The sequence below is a fragment of the Tolumonas osonensis genome (genome assembly GCF_014202415.1).
GTDB lineage: Bacteria > Pseudomonadota > Gammaproteobacteria > Enterobacterales > Aeromonadaceae > Tolumonas > Tolumonas osonensis.
Genome location: NZ_JACHGR010000003.1, coordinates 236312 through 253231, shown reverse-complemented (window position 1 = coordinate 253231; position 16920 = coordinate 236312). Strand labels below are relative to the sequence as shown.

Annotated in this window: 15 protein-coding genes; 5 read left to right on the top strand and 10 right to left on the bottom strand. The window is 52.7% G+C overall.

All coding sequences use genetic code 11. The features are described 5' to 3' along the window. Window positions 1–3: 3 nt before the first annotated feature. Both rho and trxA read right to left on the bottom strand, forming a co-directional pair. Window positions 4–1269, bottom strand: coding sequence for a transcription termination factor Rho (gene rho, locus HNR75_RS05615; RefSeq protein WP_188026022.1), 1266 nt, complete (start codon window positions 1267–1269; stop codon window positions 4–6). A 215-nt stretch (window positions 1270–1484) separates the two neighbouring features. Continuing rightward, entirely contained in the window at window positions 1485–1811 is a 327-nt protein-coding gene (gene trxA, locus HNR75_RS05610; RefSeq protein WP_188026021.1) for a thioredoxin TrxA, read from the bottom strand. Window positions 1812–1961: 150 nt separating this feature from the next. On the opposite strand from trxA, the gene rhlB reads away from it, so the two are divergent. The 5 genes from rhlB to HNR75_RS05585 all read left to right on the top strand — a co-directional run bounded on the left by rhlB (window position 1962) and on the right by HNR75_RS05585 (window position 8530). After that, window positions 1962–3239, top strand: a complete 1278-nt coding sequence (gene rhlB / locus HNR75_RS05605) for an ATP-dependent RNA helicase RhlB (protein ID WP_188026020.1) — start codon at window positions 1962–1964, stop codon at window positions 3237–3239. Between the two features lie 16 nt (window positions 3240–3255). Then, a complete protein-coding gene (gppA, locus tag HNR75_RS05600) occupies window positions 3256–4752 on the top strand; it encodes a guanosine-5'-triphosphate,3'-diphosphate diphosphatase (RefSeq protein ID WP_188026019.1) in 1497 nt (498 codons plus the stop codon). A 383-nt stretch (window positions 4753–5135) separates the two neighbouring features. Next, on the top strand, window positions 5136–6722 hold the full coding sequence (locus HNR75_RS05595) for an alpha-glucoside-specific PTS transporter subunit IIBC (protein ID WP_188026018.1): 1587 nt from the start codon (window positions 5136–5138) through the stop codon (window positions 6720–6722). A gap of 60 nt (window positions 6723–6782) precedes the next feature. After that, window positions 6783–8111: a 6-phospho-alpha-glucosidase gene (locus HNR75_RS05590; RefSeq protein ID WP_188026017.1), complete on the top strand. Its 1329-nt coding sequence runs from the start codon at window positions 6783–6785 to the stop codon at window positions 8109–8111. A 122-nt stretch (window positions 8112–8233) separates the two neighbouring features. After that, window positions 8234–8530 (top strand): SemiSWEET family sugar transporter, encoded by a 297-nt coding sequence (locus tag HNR75_RS05585; RefSeq protein ID WP_246358758.1) that lies wholly within the window; start codon window positions 8234–8236, stop codon window positions 8528–8530. 17 nt (window positions 8531–8547) lie between these two features. Here the strand turns inward: HNR75_RS05585 and HNR75_RS05580 are convergent, their stop codons facing one another. From HNR75_RS05580 to nuoI, 8 genes are all read right to left on the bottom strand, one after another. Beyond that, window positions 8548–9705, bottom strand: a complete 1158-nt coding sequence (locus HNR75_RS05580) for an iron-containing alcohol dehydrogenase (RefSeq protein WP_188026016.1) — start codon at window positions 9703–9705, stop codon at window positions 8548–8550. Between the two features lie 32 nt (window positions 9706–9737). Further along, on the bottom strand, window positions 9738–10541 hold the full coding sequence (locus HNR75_RS05575; protein WP_188026015.1) for a UTRA domain-containing protein: 804 nt from the start codon (window positions 10539–10541) through the stop codon (window positions 9738–9740). A 144-nt stretch (window positions 10542–10685) separates the two neighbouring features. Then, window positions 10686–12155, bottom strand: a complete 1470-nt coding sequence (gene nuoN, locus HNR75_RS05570; RefSeq protein WP_188026014.1) for an NADH-quinone oxidoreductase subunit NuoN — start codon at window positions 12153–12155, stop codon at window positions 10686–10688. A 9-nt stretch (window positions 12156–12164) separates the two neighbouring features. Further along, entirely contained in the window at window positions 12165–13685 is a 1521-nt protein-coding gene (nuoM, locus tag HNR75_RS05565; protein WP_188026013.1) for an NADH-quinone oxidoreductase subunit M, read from the bottom strand. Window positions 13686–13695: 10 nt separating this feature from the next. Next, window positions 13696–15534 carry an NADH-quinone oxidoreductase subunit L gene (gene nuoL, locus HNR75_RS05560; RefSeq protein ID WP_188026012.1) on the bottom strand — a complete coding sequence of 613 codons (1839 nt, stop codon included), beginning with the start codon at window positions 15532–15534 and terminating at the stop codon, window positions 13696–13698. Next, complete coding sequence (gene nuoK / locus HNR75_RS05555) at window positions 15531–15839, bottom strand: NADH-quinone oxidoreductase subunit NuoK (protein ID WP_188026011.1); 309 nt, start codon at window positions 15837–15839, stop codon at window positions 15531–15533. The genes nuoL and nuoK overlap by 4 nt, the downstream gene beginning before the upstream one ends. Then, a complete protein-coding gene (nuoJ, locus tag HNR75_RS05550; protein WP_188026010.1) occupies window positions 15836–16363 on the bottom strand; it encodes an NADH-quinone oxidoreductase subunit J in 528 nt (175 codons plus the stop codon). The genes nuoK and nuoJ overlap by 4 nt, the downstream gene beginning before the upstream one ends. Before the next feature lie 13 nt (window positions 16364–16376). Beyond that, a complete protein-coding gene (gene nuoI, locus HNR75_RS05545; protein WP_188026009.1) occupies window positions 16377–16919 on the bottom strand; it encodes an NADH-quinone oxidoreductase subunit NuoI in 543 nt (180 codons plus the stop codon). Between the last annotated feature and the right edge of the window lies 1 nt (window position 16920).

Below are 16920 nucleotides of genomic sequence, written 5' to 3'. Positions count from 1 at the left end.
TGATTATTTCTGCTGACGCTTCATGGCGTCAAAGAATTCGTCGTTGGTCTTGGTCAGCGATAACTTGTCGATGAGGAATTCCATCGCGTCGATCTCGCCCATCGGGTGGACGATCTTGCGCAGGATCCACATCTTCTGCAGTTCATCCTGTGCCGTCAGCAACTCTTCACGGCGGGTGCCGGAGCGAGTGATATCAATTGCTGGATACACGCGTTTTTCCGCAATCTTACGGGACAGGTGCAGTTCCATGTTACCGGTGCCCTTGAACTCTTCGTAGATCACTTCATCCATCTTCGAACCGGTATCGATCAGCGCGGTCGCGATGATGGTCAGAGAACCACCTTCTTCCACGTTACGGGCGGCACCGAAGAAGCGTTTCGGACGGTGCAGAGCGTTGGCATCGACACCACCGGTCAGCACTTTACCGGATGACGGGATCACGGTGTTGTAGGCACGGGCCAGACGGGTGATGGAGTCGAGCAGGATCACAACGTCTTTCTTGTGTTCAACCAGACGCTTGGCTTTTTCGATAACCATTTCAGCAACCTGAACGTGACGGGTAGCTGGTTCGTCGAAGGTGGAAGCAACCACTTCACCTTTCACCATGCGCTGCATTTCGGTCACTTCTTCCGGACGTTCGTCGATCAGCAGAACGATCAGTTCACACTCCGGATGATTGCTGGTAATACTCTGCGCGATGTTCTGCAGCAGAATGGTTTTACCGGCTTTCGGTGGTGCGACGATCAGACCACGCTGGCCTTTACCGATTGGTGAAGCCAGGTCGAGAACACGTGCGGTGATATCTTCAGTTGAACCGTTACCACGTTCCAGACGCAGACGTTTGGTTGGGTGCAGTGGTGTCAGGTTTTCAAACAGGATCTTGTTGCGGGCGTTTTCCGGGCGATCGTAGTTGACGGTGTCTACTTTCAGCAGGGCGAAATAACGTTCACCTTCCTTCGGCGGGCGGATTTTGCCGGAAATCGTGTCACCGGTACGCAGGTTGAAGCGGCGTACCTGGCTTGGCGAGACATAGATGTCATCCGGACCTGCCAGATAGGAGCTGTCTGCGGAACGCAGGAAGCCAAAACCGTCCTGCAGAATTTCCAGCACACCATCCCCAAAAATGTCTTCCCCGCTCTTCGCGTGAGCTTTCAGAATGGCAAAAATAATGTCTTTTTTATGCAGACGGGCGAGGTTTTCCAGGCCCATGGATTCGCCGAGATGTACCAGCTCGGAGACTGAGGTATTTTTTAATTCAGTTAGATTCATAACATTGAGTAGTTACAGGGAATAACATTAAGGGTCGGATTAACTGTCGGATAAAGCTGCCGGAGAGAGCGTATTACGCGAGTATAAGCAGCATCATTTAGCCAAGTTAGCACCAATTTATGGATGCGTCCAGTTATCTGATGAATGAAACGAACAAAAATCAGACATTACCGATAAAACAGAGGAGGCCGAAGCCTCCCCGAAGATATAACCGATTACAGATGCGTGTCGAGAAACTCTTTCAGCTGAGTCTTGGACAGTGCGCCAACTTTGGTAGCTGCCACGGCGCCATTTTTGAACAACAGCAGAGTCGGGATACCGCGGATACCGTATTTTGGTGGAGTACCGGAGTTCTGATCGATATTCAGCTTGGCGATAGTTACTTTGCCTGCGTATTCGCCTGCCACTTCGTCCAGAATCGGGGCAATCATTTTACAAGGACCGCACCACTCAGCCCAGAAATCAACCAGAACCGGGGCAGAAGCTTTCAGTACGTCACTCTCGAAGCTGGCATCGGTCACGTGTACAATTTTGTCACTCATTTTTTACTCCACTATCGCAATTCGTTGACTCAAACAATATAGGGGTACGAAGATGCAAATTAAAGGGATCAAGAAATAAAAGCCAAACAGTTACCCTAATTAAGGGATACTGTTTATTATTGCAAGTCTAATTCAATAAGCATATTGCCCATGAGCAAAACACATCTTACAGAGATCAAATTCGCAGAACTCGGACTGGAACCACAGGTTCTGGCCGGACTTGAAGCCAAAGGCTTCCATAATTGTACGCCGATTCAGGCGGAAACTTTACCATTGTTGCTGAAAGGCAAAAATATTGCCGGACAGGCGCAGACCGGTACCGGGAAAACGATCGCGTTCCTGGCGGGAACATTTAACTATCTGCTGACCCATCCGGCGAGTGCGGAACGTCGTCTGAACCAGCCGCGTGTGCTGATCATGGCGCCGACTCGTGAACTGGCGGTGCAGATCTATAATGATGCCGGTGCGATGGCTGCCAGCTGCGGTTTTAAAATGGGGCTGGCTTATGGCGGTGAAGGCTATGAAAAACAGCAGGCTGTACTGGAAGCGGGCATTGACCTGCTGATTGGTACGACTGGTCGTATCATCGACTTCCTGAAACAGGGACTGATTGATCTGGGTGCGATCCAGGTGGTGGTATTGGATGAAGCAGATCGCATGTTCGATCTGGGCTTTATCAAGGATATCCGTTACCTGTTCCGCCGCATGCCGCCTCCGGTACAGCGTCTGAATATGATCTTTTCGGCCACTCTGTCGCTGCGCGTGCAGGAGCTGGCGTATGAACATATGAATGAGCCGCAGCATGTGCAGGTTGAACCAGAGCAGATGACCGGGCAGCGCATCAAGGAAGAGTTGTTCTATCCTTCTAACGAAGACAAGATGTTGTTGTTGCTGACGCTGATGGAAGAAGACTGGCCGGAAAAGGCGATTGTATTCTCTAACACCAAGCATGGCTGTGAAGATATCCATGCCTGGCTGCAGGCAGATGGTCACCGTGTTGGTTTGCTGACCGGTGATGTGCCGCAGAAAAAACGTCTGAAAATTCTGGATGATTTTACCTCCGGTCATCTGGATATTCTGGTGGCGACGGATGTGGCTGCCCGCGGGTTACATATTCCTGATGTCACGCATGTCTTTAACTACGATCTGCCGGATGATGCGGAAGATTACGTGCATCGTATTGGCCGTACCGGTCGCGCGGGTCGCAGTGGGCATTCCATCAGTTTTGCCTGCGAGGATTACGCATTTAACCTGCCGGCGATCGAAGAGTATATTCACCATGCGATCCCGGTCAGCAAGTATGATCCTGCCTCGCTGCTGGATGATGTGGTTGCGCCGAAGCGTGTCGTCCGTCATCGTTTGCCGGTAAACCGTAATATGCGGGATCGTCAATCGGCGGGACGTCGCCGTCCGATGAATAAATCTTAACGACAGGATGTCTTTCGTGGATCAATCACCGTTATATGCTGCTATTGATCTTGGCTCGAACAGCTTTCACATGCTGATGGTACGGGAAGTGGCGGGTGCCATCCGTACTGTCGCCAAGGTCAAACGTAAAGTGCGTCTGGCTGCTGGTCTGGACACTGAACACAATCTGAGCCATGAGGCGATGGCGCGGGGCTGGGATTGTCTGCGTCTGTTTGCGGAACAGTTGCAGGACGTGCCCAAAGAGAATGTCCGGGTGGTTGGTACCGCGACTTTACGTCTGGCCCGTAACGTTGATTCCTTTTTGCGAATTGCCGAACAGGTGCTGGGGCATCATATCGAGATCATTACCGGGGAAGATGAAGCCCGTACCATTTATCAGGGGGTTTCGTGGACTTCCAGCGGTGAAGGTAATCGTCTGGTGATTGATATCGGTGGGGCCAGCACCGAGCTGGTCATCGGCGAAAACAACCAAGCCAAACTGCTGAACAGTCTGCACATGGGCTGCGTGACCTGGATCAAGCGTTATTTTGCCGATGGTTTGCTGAACGAGGCCAACTTCACCGCGGCGATTGATGCAGCGAAAGCGGTTTTACAAGGTGTTGCCGGAGAATATAAAACCTTGGGCTGGGAAAGCTGTGTCGGTGCGTCCGGTACGGTGCAGGCGCTGCAGGAGATCATGATTGCCCAGGGCCGCAGTGAGCGGGTAACGCTGGCCAAACTGTATGAGCTGAAAGCCCAGACCATTGCTTGCGGTCATCTGGATATGCTGGTGCTGCAGGGACTGATGCCGGAGCGGCTGAGTGTTTTCCCGTCGGGGCTGGCGATCCTGATTGCGATCTTTGAAACACTGCAAATTGGTAATATGACGCTGGCGGGCGGCGCCCTGCGCGAAGGACTGATCTACGGCATGATCGGGAAACGTCGTGATTGCGATGTGCGTGAGCGTACAGCCGACAGTCTGATCACCCGTTATCAGATGGATCGCATTCAGGCGGAGCGTGTGCGCGATGCGGCGCTATATGCTTTTCAGCAGGTACAGAAAGAGTGGCAACTGAGCGAACAGTACGGACGTCCGATGTTGCGCTGGGCTGCCATGCTGCATGAGCTGGGCCTTTGCATCGAGTATAAGAAGGCGCCACAACATGCGGCGTATATCATTGATAACATTGATATGCCTGGCTTTACACCGGCACAGAAGCAACTCTTATCGGCATTGGTCTATAACCAGCGGGACAGCTTTAAAGTGGAAGTACTGGAAAAGCAGAATGCCGTTTCGCTGCGCCAGGCGACCCGGTTAGCCCGTTTGCTGCGTTTTGCTATCATCCTGTGCATGCGCCGGACCGAAGGTTCCGTACCGCGTTTTGCGCTGGAGGCTAATGAAGATCAACTTGTGCTGCGGCTGCCGGTGGGCTGGCTGAATGAGCATTATCTGCGAGCGTCTGAACTACAGCAGGAAGCGCAGCGCCAGTGTGCCATGGGATGGCCAACGGTCATTGAAGAGTCGGCGATCTGAGTTTTATTCTGACAAGCAGGGTTCCCTGCTTGTTTCCTTTCCCTGTTCCCCTGTTTTTTCTCCCTGTCATTGTCTGTTTGCGGAATATCATTTTATACCATCGCTGAATTGGTATCTTTATTGTGTCCAGTTAAATACCAATTTAATCTAGTTAGGTTCGTTAATAGGCCACTTATAGTCACAAACAGATACCACAATATGAATTTTTGATACCAATGAAATACCTTTGTGATCGTTGTCGCTTTTTGAAATTCATATTGGTTTTATATTGATACTACACAACAGCATATCTGAAACGAAAAAGTTTCAGTTGCATCAAAAAGAATAAGTCGATGGAGATGACGTTCCATGTCACTGATACTGGAAATTGAGGAGCGACAAAGATGCTAAAGTTATTACAACGATTCGGTGGTGCCATGTTTACTCCCGTATTGTTATTTCCCTTTGCGGGAATCGTGGCTGGTATATCAATATTATTAACCAATCCACAACTGGTCGGTTCGATTGCTAATTCTGATACGGTCTGGTTTAAACTCTGGATGATTATTCAGGAAGGCAGCTGGACAGTATTCCGTAATATGCCAATTATTTTCGCGATTGGTTTGCCGATTGGTCTGGCGAGAACAGCGCATGCACGGGCCTGTTTGGCAGTTATCGTCTCTTATTTAACATTTAATTATTTTATCGGTGCGATATTAACGACCTGGGGTGCCGAATTTGGTGTTGATTTTAATCAACCAATTGGTGGCGTCAGCGGATTAACAAATATTGCCGGTATTAAAACATTAGATACCAGTATTATCGGTTCTATCTTTATTGCGGCCATTATGACTTATATTCATAACCGCTATTTTGATAAAAAACTGCCGGATTATCTGGGTATTTTCCAGGGTACCGCGTTTGTTACCATTATTGGTTTCATTGCTATGCTGCCACTGGCGTTCTTAACCGCACTGGTGTGGCCAAAAGTGCAGGGTGGTATTGCATCACTGCAGGAGTTCCTGAGTCAGGCGGGTGCATTCGGTGTCTGGATCTATACCTTCCTGGAACGCATTCTGATCCCGACTGGTCTGCATCACTTTATCTATGGTCCGTTTGTGTTGGGTCCGGCGGTGGTGGAAGGTGGTATTCAGGCTTACTGGATCCAGCATATCGCGGAGTTCAGTAACTCCAGCCAGCCGCTGATTGAGCTGTTCCCGCAGGGTGGGTTTGCACTGCACGGCAACTCCAAGATGTTCGGTGCGATTGGTATTGCCGGTGCCATGTATATGACCGCCAAACCAGAGAACAAGAAGAAAGTGGCAGGTCTGCTGATCCCGGCAGTGTTGACTGCGGTGCTGGTGGGGATCACGGAACCGCTGGAGTTTACCTTCCTGTTCGTGGCGCCGTTCCTGTTTGCTATCCATGCTGTACTGGCGGCGACCATGGCCGCGGTGATGTATATGAATGGCATTGTCGGCAACATGGGTGGTGGTTTACTGGAAATCATGGTGCAGAACTGGCTGCCGATGTTCCACAATCATGCGATGAATGTACTGATGCAAATCATGATCGGCTCTCTGTTTACCGTCATCTACTTCTTCAGCTTTAAATATCTGATTCTCCGCTTCGATGTAAAAACACCGGGCCGTGAAGATGAAGCAGAAGATATTAAACTGTTCACCAAAGCCGATTATAAAAACCGTCAGCAGGGTTCATCAGTAGTAAATAATGATAATCCGTATGAAGGTCAGGCGCTGCAATTGCTGGAAGCGCTGGGTGGCAGTGAAAATATTGCCGAAGTCAATAACTGTGCTACCCGCTTGCGTATCAGTGTTAAAGATGAACACCGGGTTATGAATGATGCCACATTCCGTCAGATTGGTGCGCATGGTGTGGTCAGAAATAAAGATGCAATTCAGGTGATTATCGGTTTGTCTGTGCCGCAGGTTCGCGACAGCATGGAAAATCTGATGAAGTTGAATGCGTAATTGTTAAATAGTTAAAAACTTAATCGCTGAATAATTAATTAGTCGTAGTTGGAGATTAACATGCAAAAGTATTCTGTATTAGTTGCTGGTGGTGGTAGTACTTTTACTCCTGGTATCGTTTTAATGCTGCTGGATAATCTGGATAAATTCCCGATTAAAGAACTGAAATTCTATGATAATGATGCAGCCCGCCAGGAAGTGATTGGTAAAGCGTGTGCGGTATTAATTAAAGAACGCGCACCGGAAGTGGTTTTCTCTTACACCACTGATCCACGTGAAGCTTTCAGTGGTGTGGATTTCGTGATGGCGCATATTCGTGTTGGTAAATACCCGATGCGTGAGCTGGACGAGAAAATCCCGTTGAAACACGGCGTAGTCGGTCAGGAAACCTGTGGTCCTGGTGGTATTGCCTACGGTATGCGTTCTATCGGTGGTGTGCTGGAGCTGGTGGATTACATGGAGAAATATTCTCCGAACGCCTGGATGCTGAACTACTCCAATCCGGCAGCGATTGTGGCCGAAGCGACCCGCCGTCTGCGTCCGAATTCGAAGATCCTGAACATCTGTGATATGCCAGTCGGTATTGAAGTGCGTATGGCCGAGATCCTGGGTCTGGAATCCCGCAAAGAGATGACCGTGAAATACTATGGTCTGAACCACTTCGGCTGGTACAGCGATATCCGTGACCAGGCGGGTAACGATTTGATGCCGAAACTGAAAGAGCACGTAGCGAAATACGGTTATGTGGTGCACAAGGATATCGATTCGCAGCATGTGGAACCAAGCTGGAACGATACCTTTGCCAAGGCGAAAGATGTCTTTGCCCTGGATACCAATACATTACCAAATACGTATCTGAAGTATTACCTGTTCCCGGATTATGTGGTGGAACATTCTGATAAAGAATACACCCGTGCGAACGAAGTGATGGATGGTCGTGAGAAACACGTGTTTGGTGAATGCCGTAAAATCGCCGAGAAAGGTTCTTCTGCCGGTGCATCGCTGCATATCGACGAGCATGCTTCATACATCGTCGATCTGGCGCGTGCCATTGCCTACAACACCAAAGAGCGCATGCTGCTGATCGTGCCAAACCAGGGTTCTGTCAGTAACTTTGATCCGACGGCGATGGTGGAAATTCCATGTCTGGTGGGCAATACCGGTCCGGAACCAATGCAAATCGGCGCGATTCCGCAATTCCAGCTGGGCATGATGAATCAGCAGGTTGCGGTTGAGAAGCTGGTGGTGGAAGCCTGGATCGAGAAATCGTATACCAAGCTGTGGCAGGCGATCACGCTGTCCAAGACCGTACCAAGTGCGACCGTAGCCAAAGCGATTCTGGATGATCTGATTGCCGCCAACAAGGATTTCTGGCCTGAGCTGCACTGATTGTTCGGCAGCAGGTGTCAGGGGGAAAGCCTGCTGAAATGTGTGTGTGAAAATGAGTTGTTCTTGGAGTTAATTAATGCCACCTTCGGGTGGCATCTTTTTTATTTACAGGGAATGAATTGATGATGGACGTTTCACTGACAGAATTGGTTGGACTGATGGCAGGATGTCTGACTACGGGCTCTTTTATTCCACAGGTGGTCAAGATTTTGCGCACCCGCGATGTCTCCGGCATTTCATTGCTGATGTACGTCGCATTTGTCATTGGGGTTTTGCTGTGGTGTATCTATGGCGTGATCAATGGACAGATTGCGGTGATTGCGGCCAATGGTATCACGCTGGTTCTGGCTGGCATCATTCTGGGAATGAAGATCCGGTATCGCGGGATTGCCGGAAAAGAGCGTCCTTTCCGGCAATAGGGGAGTGGCAGTCGAAATTACAGCGCCAGTCGCAGCAGCTCGGTAACGGCGTCCGGGGTGATATCGCCATGTTCACCCAGTTTCAGCCGGCCATGCTGCTTCAGTTTGGCCACTACAGCCGGAATAACGCTCTCATCCAGACCATAGGCGGAGAAACGGGTCGGAACGCCCATCAGTTCAAAGAACGCCCGGGTTTTCTCAATCGCCTGCGTGGCGCGCTGCTCGTCATCGCCCTCCGTCATGCCGAGCACATGGCTGGCGTATTGCAGCAGCTTGGCCTTTTTCTGTTCTTTTTTGTGCTGCCAGACCGCCGGTAACACGATGGCCAGGGTCTGGGCATGATCCAGCCCGTACAGTGCGGTGATCTGATGACCAATGGCATGAATGGACCAGTCGCCGGGGACGCCGAGGCTGAGTGTACCGTTCAGCGCCTGCGTGGCCGCCCACATGATATTGGCCCGCACGTCGTAATTCGTTGGATCCTGCAGCGCCTTCGGACCTTCTTCCATCAGCACTTTCAGCAGGCTTTCCGCATAGTAATCCTGCACTTTGCCGTTCACCGGATAGGTCATGTACTGCTCGACGATATGCACGATAGCATCGACCACGCCATTGCCGATCTGACGGGGCGGCAGACTGTAGGTAGTTTCCGGATCCAGCACGGAAAACGCCGGACGGATCAGTTCGGAGAAAATGCCGGTCTTGTCTTTGGTTTCCCAGCGGGTGATCACGGCATTGCCGTTCATTTCCGAGCCGGTCGCCGGTAAGGTCAGTACACAGCCCAGCGGCAGGGCGCTACGGATGTGGGCACCTTTGGTAGGCAGCATTTCTACCGGATCATTGGGGTATTCTGCCGCTGCCGCGATGAACTTGGTGCCATCGACGACAGACCCGCCGCCGACCGCCAGCAGATAGGTGATTTTTTCCTGTTTTACCAGTTCAACGGCTTTCATCAGCGTTTCAAAATGCGGATTGGGTTCAATGCCGCCAAACTCAAAAAAAGTGATGTTTTCCAGGGCGGCATGTACCTGATCCAAAACACCATTTTTTTTGATACTGCCACCGCCATAGGTGATCAGCACGCGGGCGTCAGCCGGAATTTCCTCTCTGATTTTTGCGATTTGTCCTTTGCCGAAATGAATTCTGGTCGGGTTCCGAAAACTGAAGTTATTCATCTGTCGGGTTTCCTTTTGGTGTGAGATAAAAATTATTGTACCGGATAGAACTTGAGTGTGTCCTCTGTCGGTGCAGACGAATGAATCTGGTTATCCGGGGTGCTCAATTTCTTCTGTGACAGTATCGGCCCCTGCGTTTCGCGGTGCACATACATGGCATGCAGGTATTCGCTGGCCTTAAATTTCATCACACTGTAGTCGAAGATAGTGCCGTCCTGGAAATTGGACAAGGAGGTGATCTGCAGCACCGGTTCCCGGTTCTGTATATTCAGTAACTGCTCTTCTTCCTTATCGGGCAGGACCGGTGAGAACTCCTGATAACTGCCTTCTATTTTCAGCCCCAGCTTGTCTTCGATGTATTCGAACTTGGAGTGTTCCAGTACCCGGATGGTCAGCTCGGGAAAGAGCGCGACAGGCATGAAACTTTCCTCGATGATCTGCGGCCGGTCATTGATCTTGCGTACACGTTTGGTGTGATAAACCCGCTCGGCCGGGCTGATTTTCAGTCGCTGGGCGATTTCGGTATCCGGATAGACGATAGAAAATTCAATGACTTCACTGGTAATGCGTTTACCTATTTCCTGTGAGCTTTCGACTCCACTGCGCAGCGGCTGCATCATGTGCACGATTTCTTTTTGCTTGATGTAAGTACCGCTGCCCTGTTTTTTCTCGATCAGATCCATGGTCACCAGTTCATCAATAGCCTTGCGGATGGAGACCCGGCTGGCCTGGTATTCTTCCATCAGTTGCCGTTCGGTCGGCAAGACATCTCCGATGGCAAATTCATCCGAGTTGATGCGGAACCGTAGTTTCTTGGCGATATTTTTATATAACACGGTTATTCCTTCGTATGAACACGACCTGTTCAGGACATAGTGGTTTTATGTAACCGGTAACAATAATACCAATATAAGATGAATTGAGCAGGAAGGATGTATAAAAAACTGGCACACTTCACAGGAAATGTGCCATGAGAGCGCTTAAGGTGCGGAGAGCTGTGCCAGCGGCAGCAGATCCAGCAACGGTTGCGGATAAACACCCAGCAGAATGACCAGTATCGCGGAGGTTAATACCATCAGACCACCGGTGGTCAGCCCCCAATCATTGGTCGCATCCCGTGATGGCATGCCCGGCGTGCGCAGATAGAGAATGCTGATCACTCGCAGATAGTAATAAAGCCCCACCGCGCTGCCGAAGACTACCGCCCCGGTCAGCCACCAGAAATGGAACTGGACACCGACAGTGAGAATGTAGAATTTGCCAATAAAACCGAGCGTCATCGGAATGCCGGCCAGTGACAGGAGCATGATGGTCAGGGCCGAGGAGAGGATCGGACGCCGCCAGAACAGACCGCGATACGCGGGCAGCTCATCGGCGTCCCGTTCCTGATACGGGCTCGACATCAGACTCACCACACCGAAACTGCCTACCGAGGTCAGCAGATACATCACCAGATAGAGCGCCACAGCTTCTTGCGATAATTCGCCCAGACGGCAGGCAACCAGCGCGACCAGCAGATACCCGAAATGCGCGGTGGAAGAAAAGCCGAGCAGGCGTTTCAGATTGTTCTGCAGCAGTGCCAGCAGATTGCCCACAATGATAGAAATAAAGGCCAGTCCGCCGAGCAGGCTGTAGAAGAAGGTGTCGGTTGCCGGAATGGAATAAAACAGGCGCAGCAGCACCGCGAACACGGCGATTTTACTGACCGTCGCCAGATAGGTGGTGACTGGTGCCGGTGCCCCCTGATAGACATCGGGTGTCCACAGATGGAATGGCACCAGTGACAGTTTGAAGCCCAGCCCGATAACCATCATTCCCAGTCCTACCACCAGCAGCGTGAGATGCGCATTCTCGACATCGGGCAACCGGGAAAGCCGGGCGCCGATAGTGGCGATATCGAGACTGCCGAGCTGAGCGTAAATCAGGGCGATACCAAACAGCAAAAACGCCGTGGCACTGGCGGAGAGCACCATGTATTTCACCGCCGCTTCCAGCGATCGCCGTTGTTTGAAGGCGTAACCGACCAGACCGAACAGTGGCAGCGACATCAGTTCGATACCAATAAACACGGCGGCCAGATGATGCGCCTGGGCCATGACGATGGCGCCGGTCGATGCCAGGATCAGGAGCAGATAAAACTCTTCCCGGTTATCCGGGAATTTTTTCAGCCAGGCACGGGCGAGCGTGATCGTGGCGAGCGAGCCAATCAGAATCAGCGCTGAGTAGAACAGCGCATAGCTGTCCACCATCAGCAGCGGCGTTACCTGCACGTCAGTGGCGCTGCTGGCCCAGAGCAGGCTGAACAACGCGGCGTTCAGCCCGGCTGCCGTGATAAAAAATACCTGCTTGTGGTTTCGTTGCCAGGCAATCGACAGCATCACGGCAATGGCGGTGAGTGCGGTCAGCAGCAGCGGCACCTCGGCGATAAATAAGACAGAATTAAACGACATACACTCCTCCTAGCGCTGATTCGTCATGACTGATGCGTCGCCGGGTTGCAGCAATGCACCGGTCATACCGCTGACATCCAGCACCGGTTGTGGATAAACACCGAGACCCACCAGCAAGATCACCAGTAACAGCAACATACTTAATTCACGGGTGCTCAGCGCTTTCAGGGCGGTATTCACTTTTCCCTGGCCGAAGCAGGCCCGCTGCAGCATGACAAGTGAATAGACAGACGCCAGTACCAGCCCCACGGTGGCTACCATGACGATCACCGGTTCCGAACCGAAACTGCCTAGCAGGATCATGAATTCGCCGACGAAGTTGCCGGTTCCCGGCAGTCCCAGTGACGCAACCGAGAAGAACAGCATGATTCCAGGCAGATAGCGCAGACGATGCCACAGCCCGCCCATTTCACGCAGGTCGCGGGTGTGCAGACGTTCATACAACTGACCACACATGATAAACAGCCCGGCCGCGGACAGGCCGTGCGCCACCATCTGCACGATCGCGCCCTGAATCGCGGTGGAAGTGCCGGCATACAGGGCAATCACGACAAATCCCATGTGCGAGATACTGGTATAGGCGACCAGACGCTTGATATCCGTCTGACTGAAGGCCAGTACGGCGCCGTAGACGATCCCGATGATCCCCAGCCACATGGCCACCGGCGCAAATTCGGCGGAGGCATTCGGAAATAGCGGGATCCCGAACCGCAGCAGACCGTAGGCGGCGGTTTTCAACAAAATGCCGGCCAGGTCGACCGAACCGGCGGTGGGAGCCTGGGAGTGGGCATCCGGCAGCCAGCCATGCAGCGGTACCAGCGGCATTTTTACGGCAAAGGCCACAAAGAAACCCAGCATCAGCAGAAATTCAACTTCGGCGGGCATCGAGGTGTTCAGCAAGGCCGTGTAATCAAACGTGATGGTACCGCTAGCCTGATAGTGCATGAACACCAGCGCCAGGATGGCCAGCAACATCAGCAGACCACTGGCCTGGGTATAGAGGAAAAACTTGGTGGCGGCATAGATACGGGTCCGGCCGTCGGAGCCGCTATGTCCCCATAGCGCAATCAGGAAGTACATCGGGACCAGCATCATTTCCCAGAAGAAGAAGAACAGGAACAGGTCCAGCGACAGGAACACACCGATCACGCCGCCCAGGATCCACAGCAGGTTCAGGTGGAAGAAACCGACCCGATCCTGAATTTCACTCCAGGAGCAGACGACCGCCAGTATCCCCAGCAGGCCGGTCAGTGTCACCATCAGCAGCGAGATACCATCCAGTGCCAGGTGGATGGAAATGCCAAAGCGCGGGATCCAGGACCACTGATGATCCAGTGTCCAGTTGCCTTGTCCCGGCAATACCAGCGAATAGTCATACGCATGCCACAGGCTCAGTGCCAGCAGCAATTGCAGCGCCATACTGATCAGCGCAATCCAGCGGGGGATGTTGGTGCCCTTATGGGTAAATTCCACCAGCCAGCAAAGGAAGCCGCCGATAAATGGTAACAATATTAACCAGAGTAAACTCACGACGGGCCTCCTAGTACATCAGCAACAGGGTCAAAACAACCAGCGCACCCAGACTCATGCTGGCGGCGTACCAGCGCAGACTGCCGGTGACCATCCGTACACTGAGGCGGTTCAGTATTCCGATAACCGGGACACTCAGTGCGATCATGCGATCCAGCGGATCCCGCTTCAGTAACTGCGCAATCCACTGATAGGGCATGACAAACAGGGTCTGATACAGCCAGTCGAATCCCCAGGCATGAAACCAGAGCTTACACAGTGGCCGTCCGACAGCGCTGTTGGCCAGTTGCCCGATCAACGGCCGTTTTCCCAGGAACAGGATGGCCGCCAGCGCAATACCGGCAATCGCAATGGTGGCGGAAAGCAGTTCAATCAGTAATTTCCCATCGTGGCTTTCACTGGCCGGCGGGAACACACTGGCCAGCGGCGGTGTAATCAATGCGCCGACAAAGGTGGAAAGCAGCATCAGCACCAGCAGCGGCAGATGATGACTGATGCCATGACCCGGATGCACGTTCAGCTTACTGTCACCGTGGAATACGATGAAGATGAGGCGGAAGGTGTACAGCGAAGTCAGAAAGGCGCCAACCAAACCGGATAGCAATAACCCGGAATAGCCGCCCTGGTACGCGGCAAACAGGATCGCGTCTTTACTGAAGAAACCAGCCGTCACGAAAGGCAGGGCTGCCAGAGCGGAACCCCCGATCAGGAATGCGGCATAAACCAGCGGGATCGACTTGCGTAGGCCGCCCATCTTGAAAATGTTCTGTTCATGATGACAGGCCAGAATGACGGAACCGGCGGAAAGGAACAGCAGCGCCTTGAAAAACGCATGCGTCATCAGATGGAACACCGCGCCACCCCAGGCACCAACCCCCAGCGCCAGGAACATGTAACCGATCTGACTCATGGTGGAATAGGCCAGGATACGTTTGATATCGGTCTGAACCAGTGCGGCAAAACCGGAAAGCAGCAACGTTACTGCGCCGACAATACCGACCAGATACAGCACATCCGGCGCCATCAGAAAGAGGCCATGCATGCGGGCGATCAGATAGACCCCGGCAGTTACCATGGTAGCGGCATGGATCAGCGCCGAGACCGGTGTCGGACCCGCCATGGCATCGGCCAGCCAGGTTTGCAGTGGCAACTGAGCCGATTTACCTACCGCACCACCCAGCAGCATCAGCGTGGCAAATTCGATGGTGGGATCACCGGCGGTCAGTTTCTGGGGGGCCAGCGTCAGAATATCGGCGATATTCAGTGTGCCCAGCTCACGATAGAGCACAAACAGGCCAATCGCCAGGAACACGTCACCGACCCGGGTCACGATGAACGCTTTCATCGCGGCAGCAATGTTATTGCGATCCTTGTAGTAGAAGCCGATCAGCAGATAACTGCACAGACCAACTCCTTCCCAGCCAAGATAGACAAACATCAGGTTATCCGCCAGCACCAGAAACAGCATGCTGGTGATAAACAGGTTGGTGTACGCGAAGAAACGGGAGTAGCCCTCTTCACCGCGCATATACCAGGACGCAAACAGGTGGATCAGGAAACCGACACCGGTGACGACGCCCAGCATGGTCAGCGATAAACCATCCAGATGCAGTACCAGTCCGACTTTCAGATCCAGGGTGTTGATCCATTGCCACAACGTCTGGCTGAAGGTGTTGGCTGCGCCTTGTTGCAGAAACTGCAGACCGACGAACAGCGTTGTCAGTGCAGAAAGCCCGATACTGCCGACGCCAATCAGCGCGGCGCGGTTTTCGCTTAATCTGCCGGCGGAAAAGGCGAGGAGCAGGAAGCCGGCAAACGGAAACAGACAAGTCAGGAATAACAGGCTCATCCGCGCATCTCCTTAACTGAATCGACATTCAGTGTGTGATGACGGCGGTACATCCGCATCAGCAGCGCCAGGCCAATACTGGCTTCGGCGGCCGCGAGGCTGATCACCAGGATATACATGATCTGGCCGTCAGTCTGACCATAACGGCTGCCGGCGACAATGAAGGCGAGCGCGGAGGCATTCATCAGGACTTCGATACTCATCAGAATGAATAACAGATTCCGGCGAATTAACAGTCCACACAGCCCCAGCGAGAACAGAATGGCTGCAACAAGCAGTCCATGTTCAAACGGAATGCCGTTCATGCATCATCCTCCTCATTGCGGGTGGAGATGATGTCACCACGGCGGCTTTCCCGGCCGAGGTGATAAGCCGCAACCAGACCAGCCAGCAGCAGCAGGGAGGCCAGTTCAACGGCCAGCACATAAGGGCCGTAGAGTGCGATGCCGACCTGTTTGGCAGTGATCGGCTCGCCAGTGATGATGCCGGGAATGCCGTGCAGTGCGGCGTAAAAAACCGCCATCTGACCGATACTCAGGATCAGGGGGCCAACCCAGGTTATTGGTCTCAGCCACTGCCGTTCCTGTTCCTGTGCGGTTCCCAGGTTCAGCATCATGACCACGAATACAAACAGCACCATGATGGCGCCGGCATAGACAATCACCTGCATGGCACCGGCGAAACTGGCGCCGAGGCTGAAGAAAATCATGCCGACCGCAATCAGTGACACGATCAGATAAAGCAGGGCATGCATCGGGTTCGTTCCGCTGATGACCCCGAGGGTAGCCAGAATCGCGACTACCGACGATCCATAAAACGCGAGTTCCATATCCGCGGGCTCCTTACGGCAGAATGCTTTTGACATCAATCGGGGCAGCCTCTTTCTGGGCAGTGCCTTTGGGCTTGCCATCAATCGCCATCCCGCTGACGCGGTAGAAGTTGTAATCCGGATATTTTCCCGGCCCGCTGATCAGCAGATCTTCTTTTTCATACACCAGATCCTGACGGCGATATTCGCCCATCTCGAAATCGGGGGTGAGCTGAATGGCGGTCGTTGGACAGGCTTCTTCGCATAAGCCGCAGAAGATGCAGCGGGAAAAATTGATGCGGAAAAACTCCGGATACCAGCGACCGTCCTCTCTTTCGGCTTTCTGCAGGGAAATACAACCCACCGGACAGGCAACGGCGCACAGGTTGCAGGCCACGCAGCGTTCATCACCGTCAGGATCCCGGGTCAGTACGATCCGGCCGCGATAGCGCGGGGCTAACGGTACTTTTTCTTCCGGATAACAGAGCGTGTCGCGTGGGCGGAAGGAGTGGGAAAAAACCATCGCCAGACTGCGCAACTGGGTGCCAACACCTTGTACTATTTGTTTTATATTCACG

Excerpts from the sequence above, each read along its gene's own strand:
- nuoN (WP_188026014.1), bottom strand. The coding sequence starts at position 12,155 with ATGTCGTTTAATTCTGTCTTATTTATCGCCGAGGTGCCGCTGCTGCTG.
- HNR75_RS05590 (WP_188026017.1), top strand. The coding sequence starts at position 6,783 with ATGCAAAAGTATTCTGTATTAGTTGCTGGTGGTGGTAGTACTTTTACT.
- trxA (WP_188026021.1), bottom strand. The coding sequence starts at position 1,811 with ATGAGTGACAAAATTGTACACGTGACCGATGCCAGCTTCGAGAGTGAC.
- nuoK (WP_188026011.1), bottom strand. The coding sequence starts at position 15,839 with ATGAACGGCATTCCGTTTGAACATGGACTGCTTGTTGCAGCCATTCTG.
- HNR75_RS05580 (WP_188026016.1), bottom strand. The coding sequence starts at position 9,705 with ATGAATAACTTCAGTTTTCGGAACCCGACCAGAATTCATTTCGGCAAA.
- rhlB (WP_188026020.1), top strand. The coding sequence starts at position 1,962 with ATGAGCAAAACACATCTTACAGAGATCAAATTCGCAGAACTCGGACTG.
- HNR75_RS05585 (WP_246358758.1), top strand. The coding sequence starts at position 8,234 with ATGATGGACGTTTCACTGACAGAATTGGTTGGACTGATGGCAGGATGT.
- nuoJ (WP_188026010.1), bottom strand. The coding sequence starts at position 16,363 with ATGGAACTCGCGTTTTATGGATCGTCGGTAGTCGCGATTCTGGCTACC.
- rho (WP_188026022.1), bottom strand. The coding sequence starts at position 1,269 with ATGAATCTAACTGAATTAAAAAATACCTCAGTCTCCGAGCTGGTACAT.
- HNR75_RS05595 (WP_188026018.1), top strand. The coding sequence starts at position 5,136 with ATGCTAAAGTTATTACAACGATTCGGTGGTGCCATGTTTACTCCCGTA.
- nuoL (WP_188026012.1), bottom strand. The coding sequence starts at position 15,534 with ATGAGCCTGTTATTCCTGACTTGTCTGTTTCCGTTTGCCGGCTTCCTG.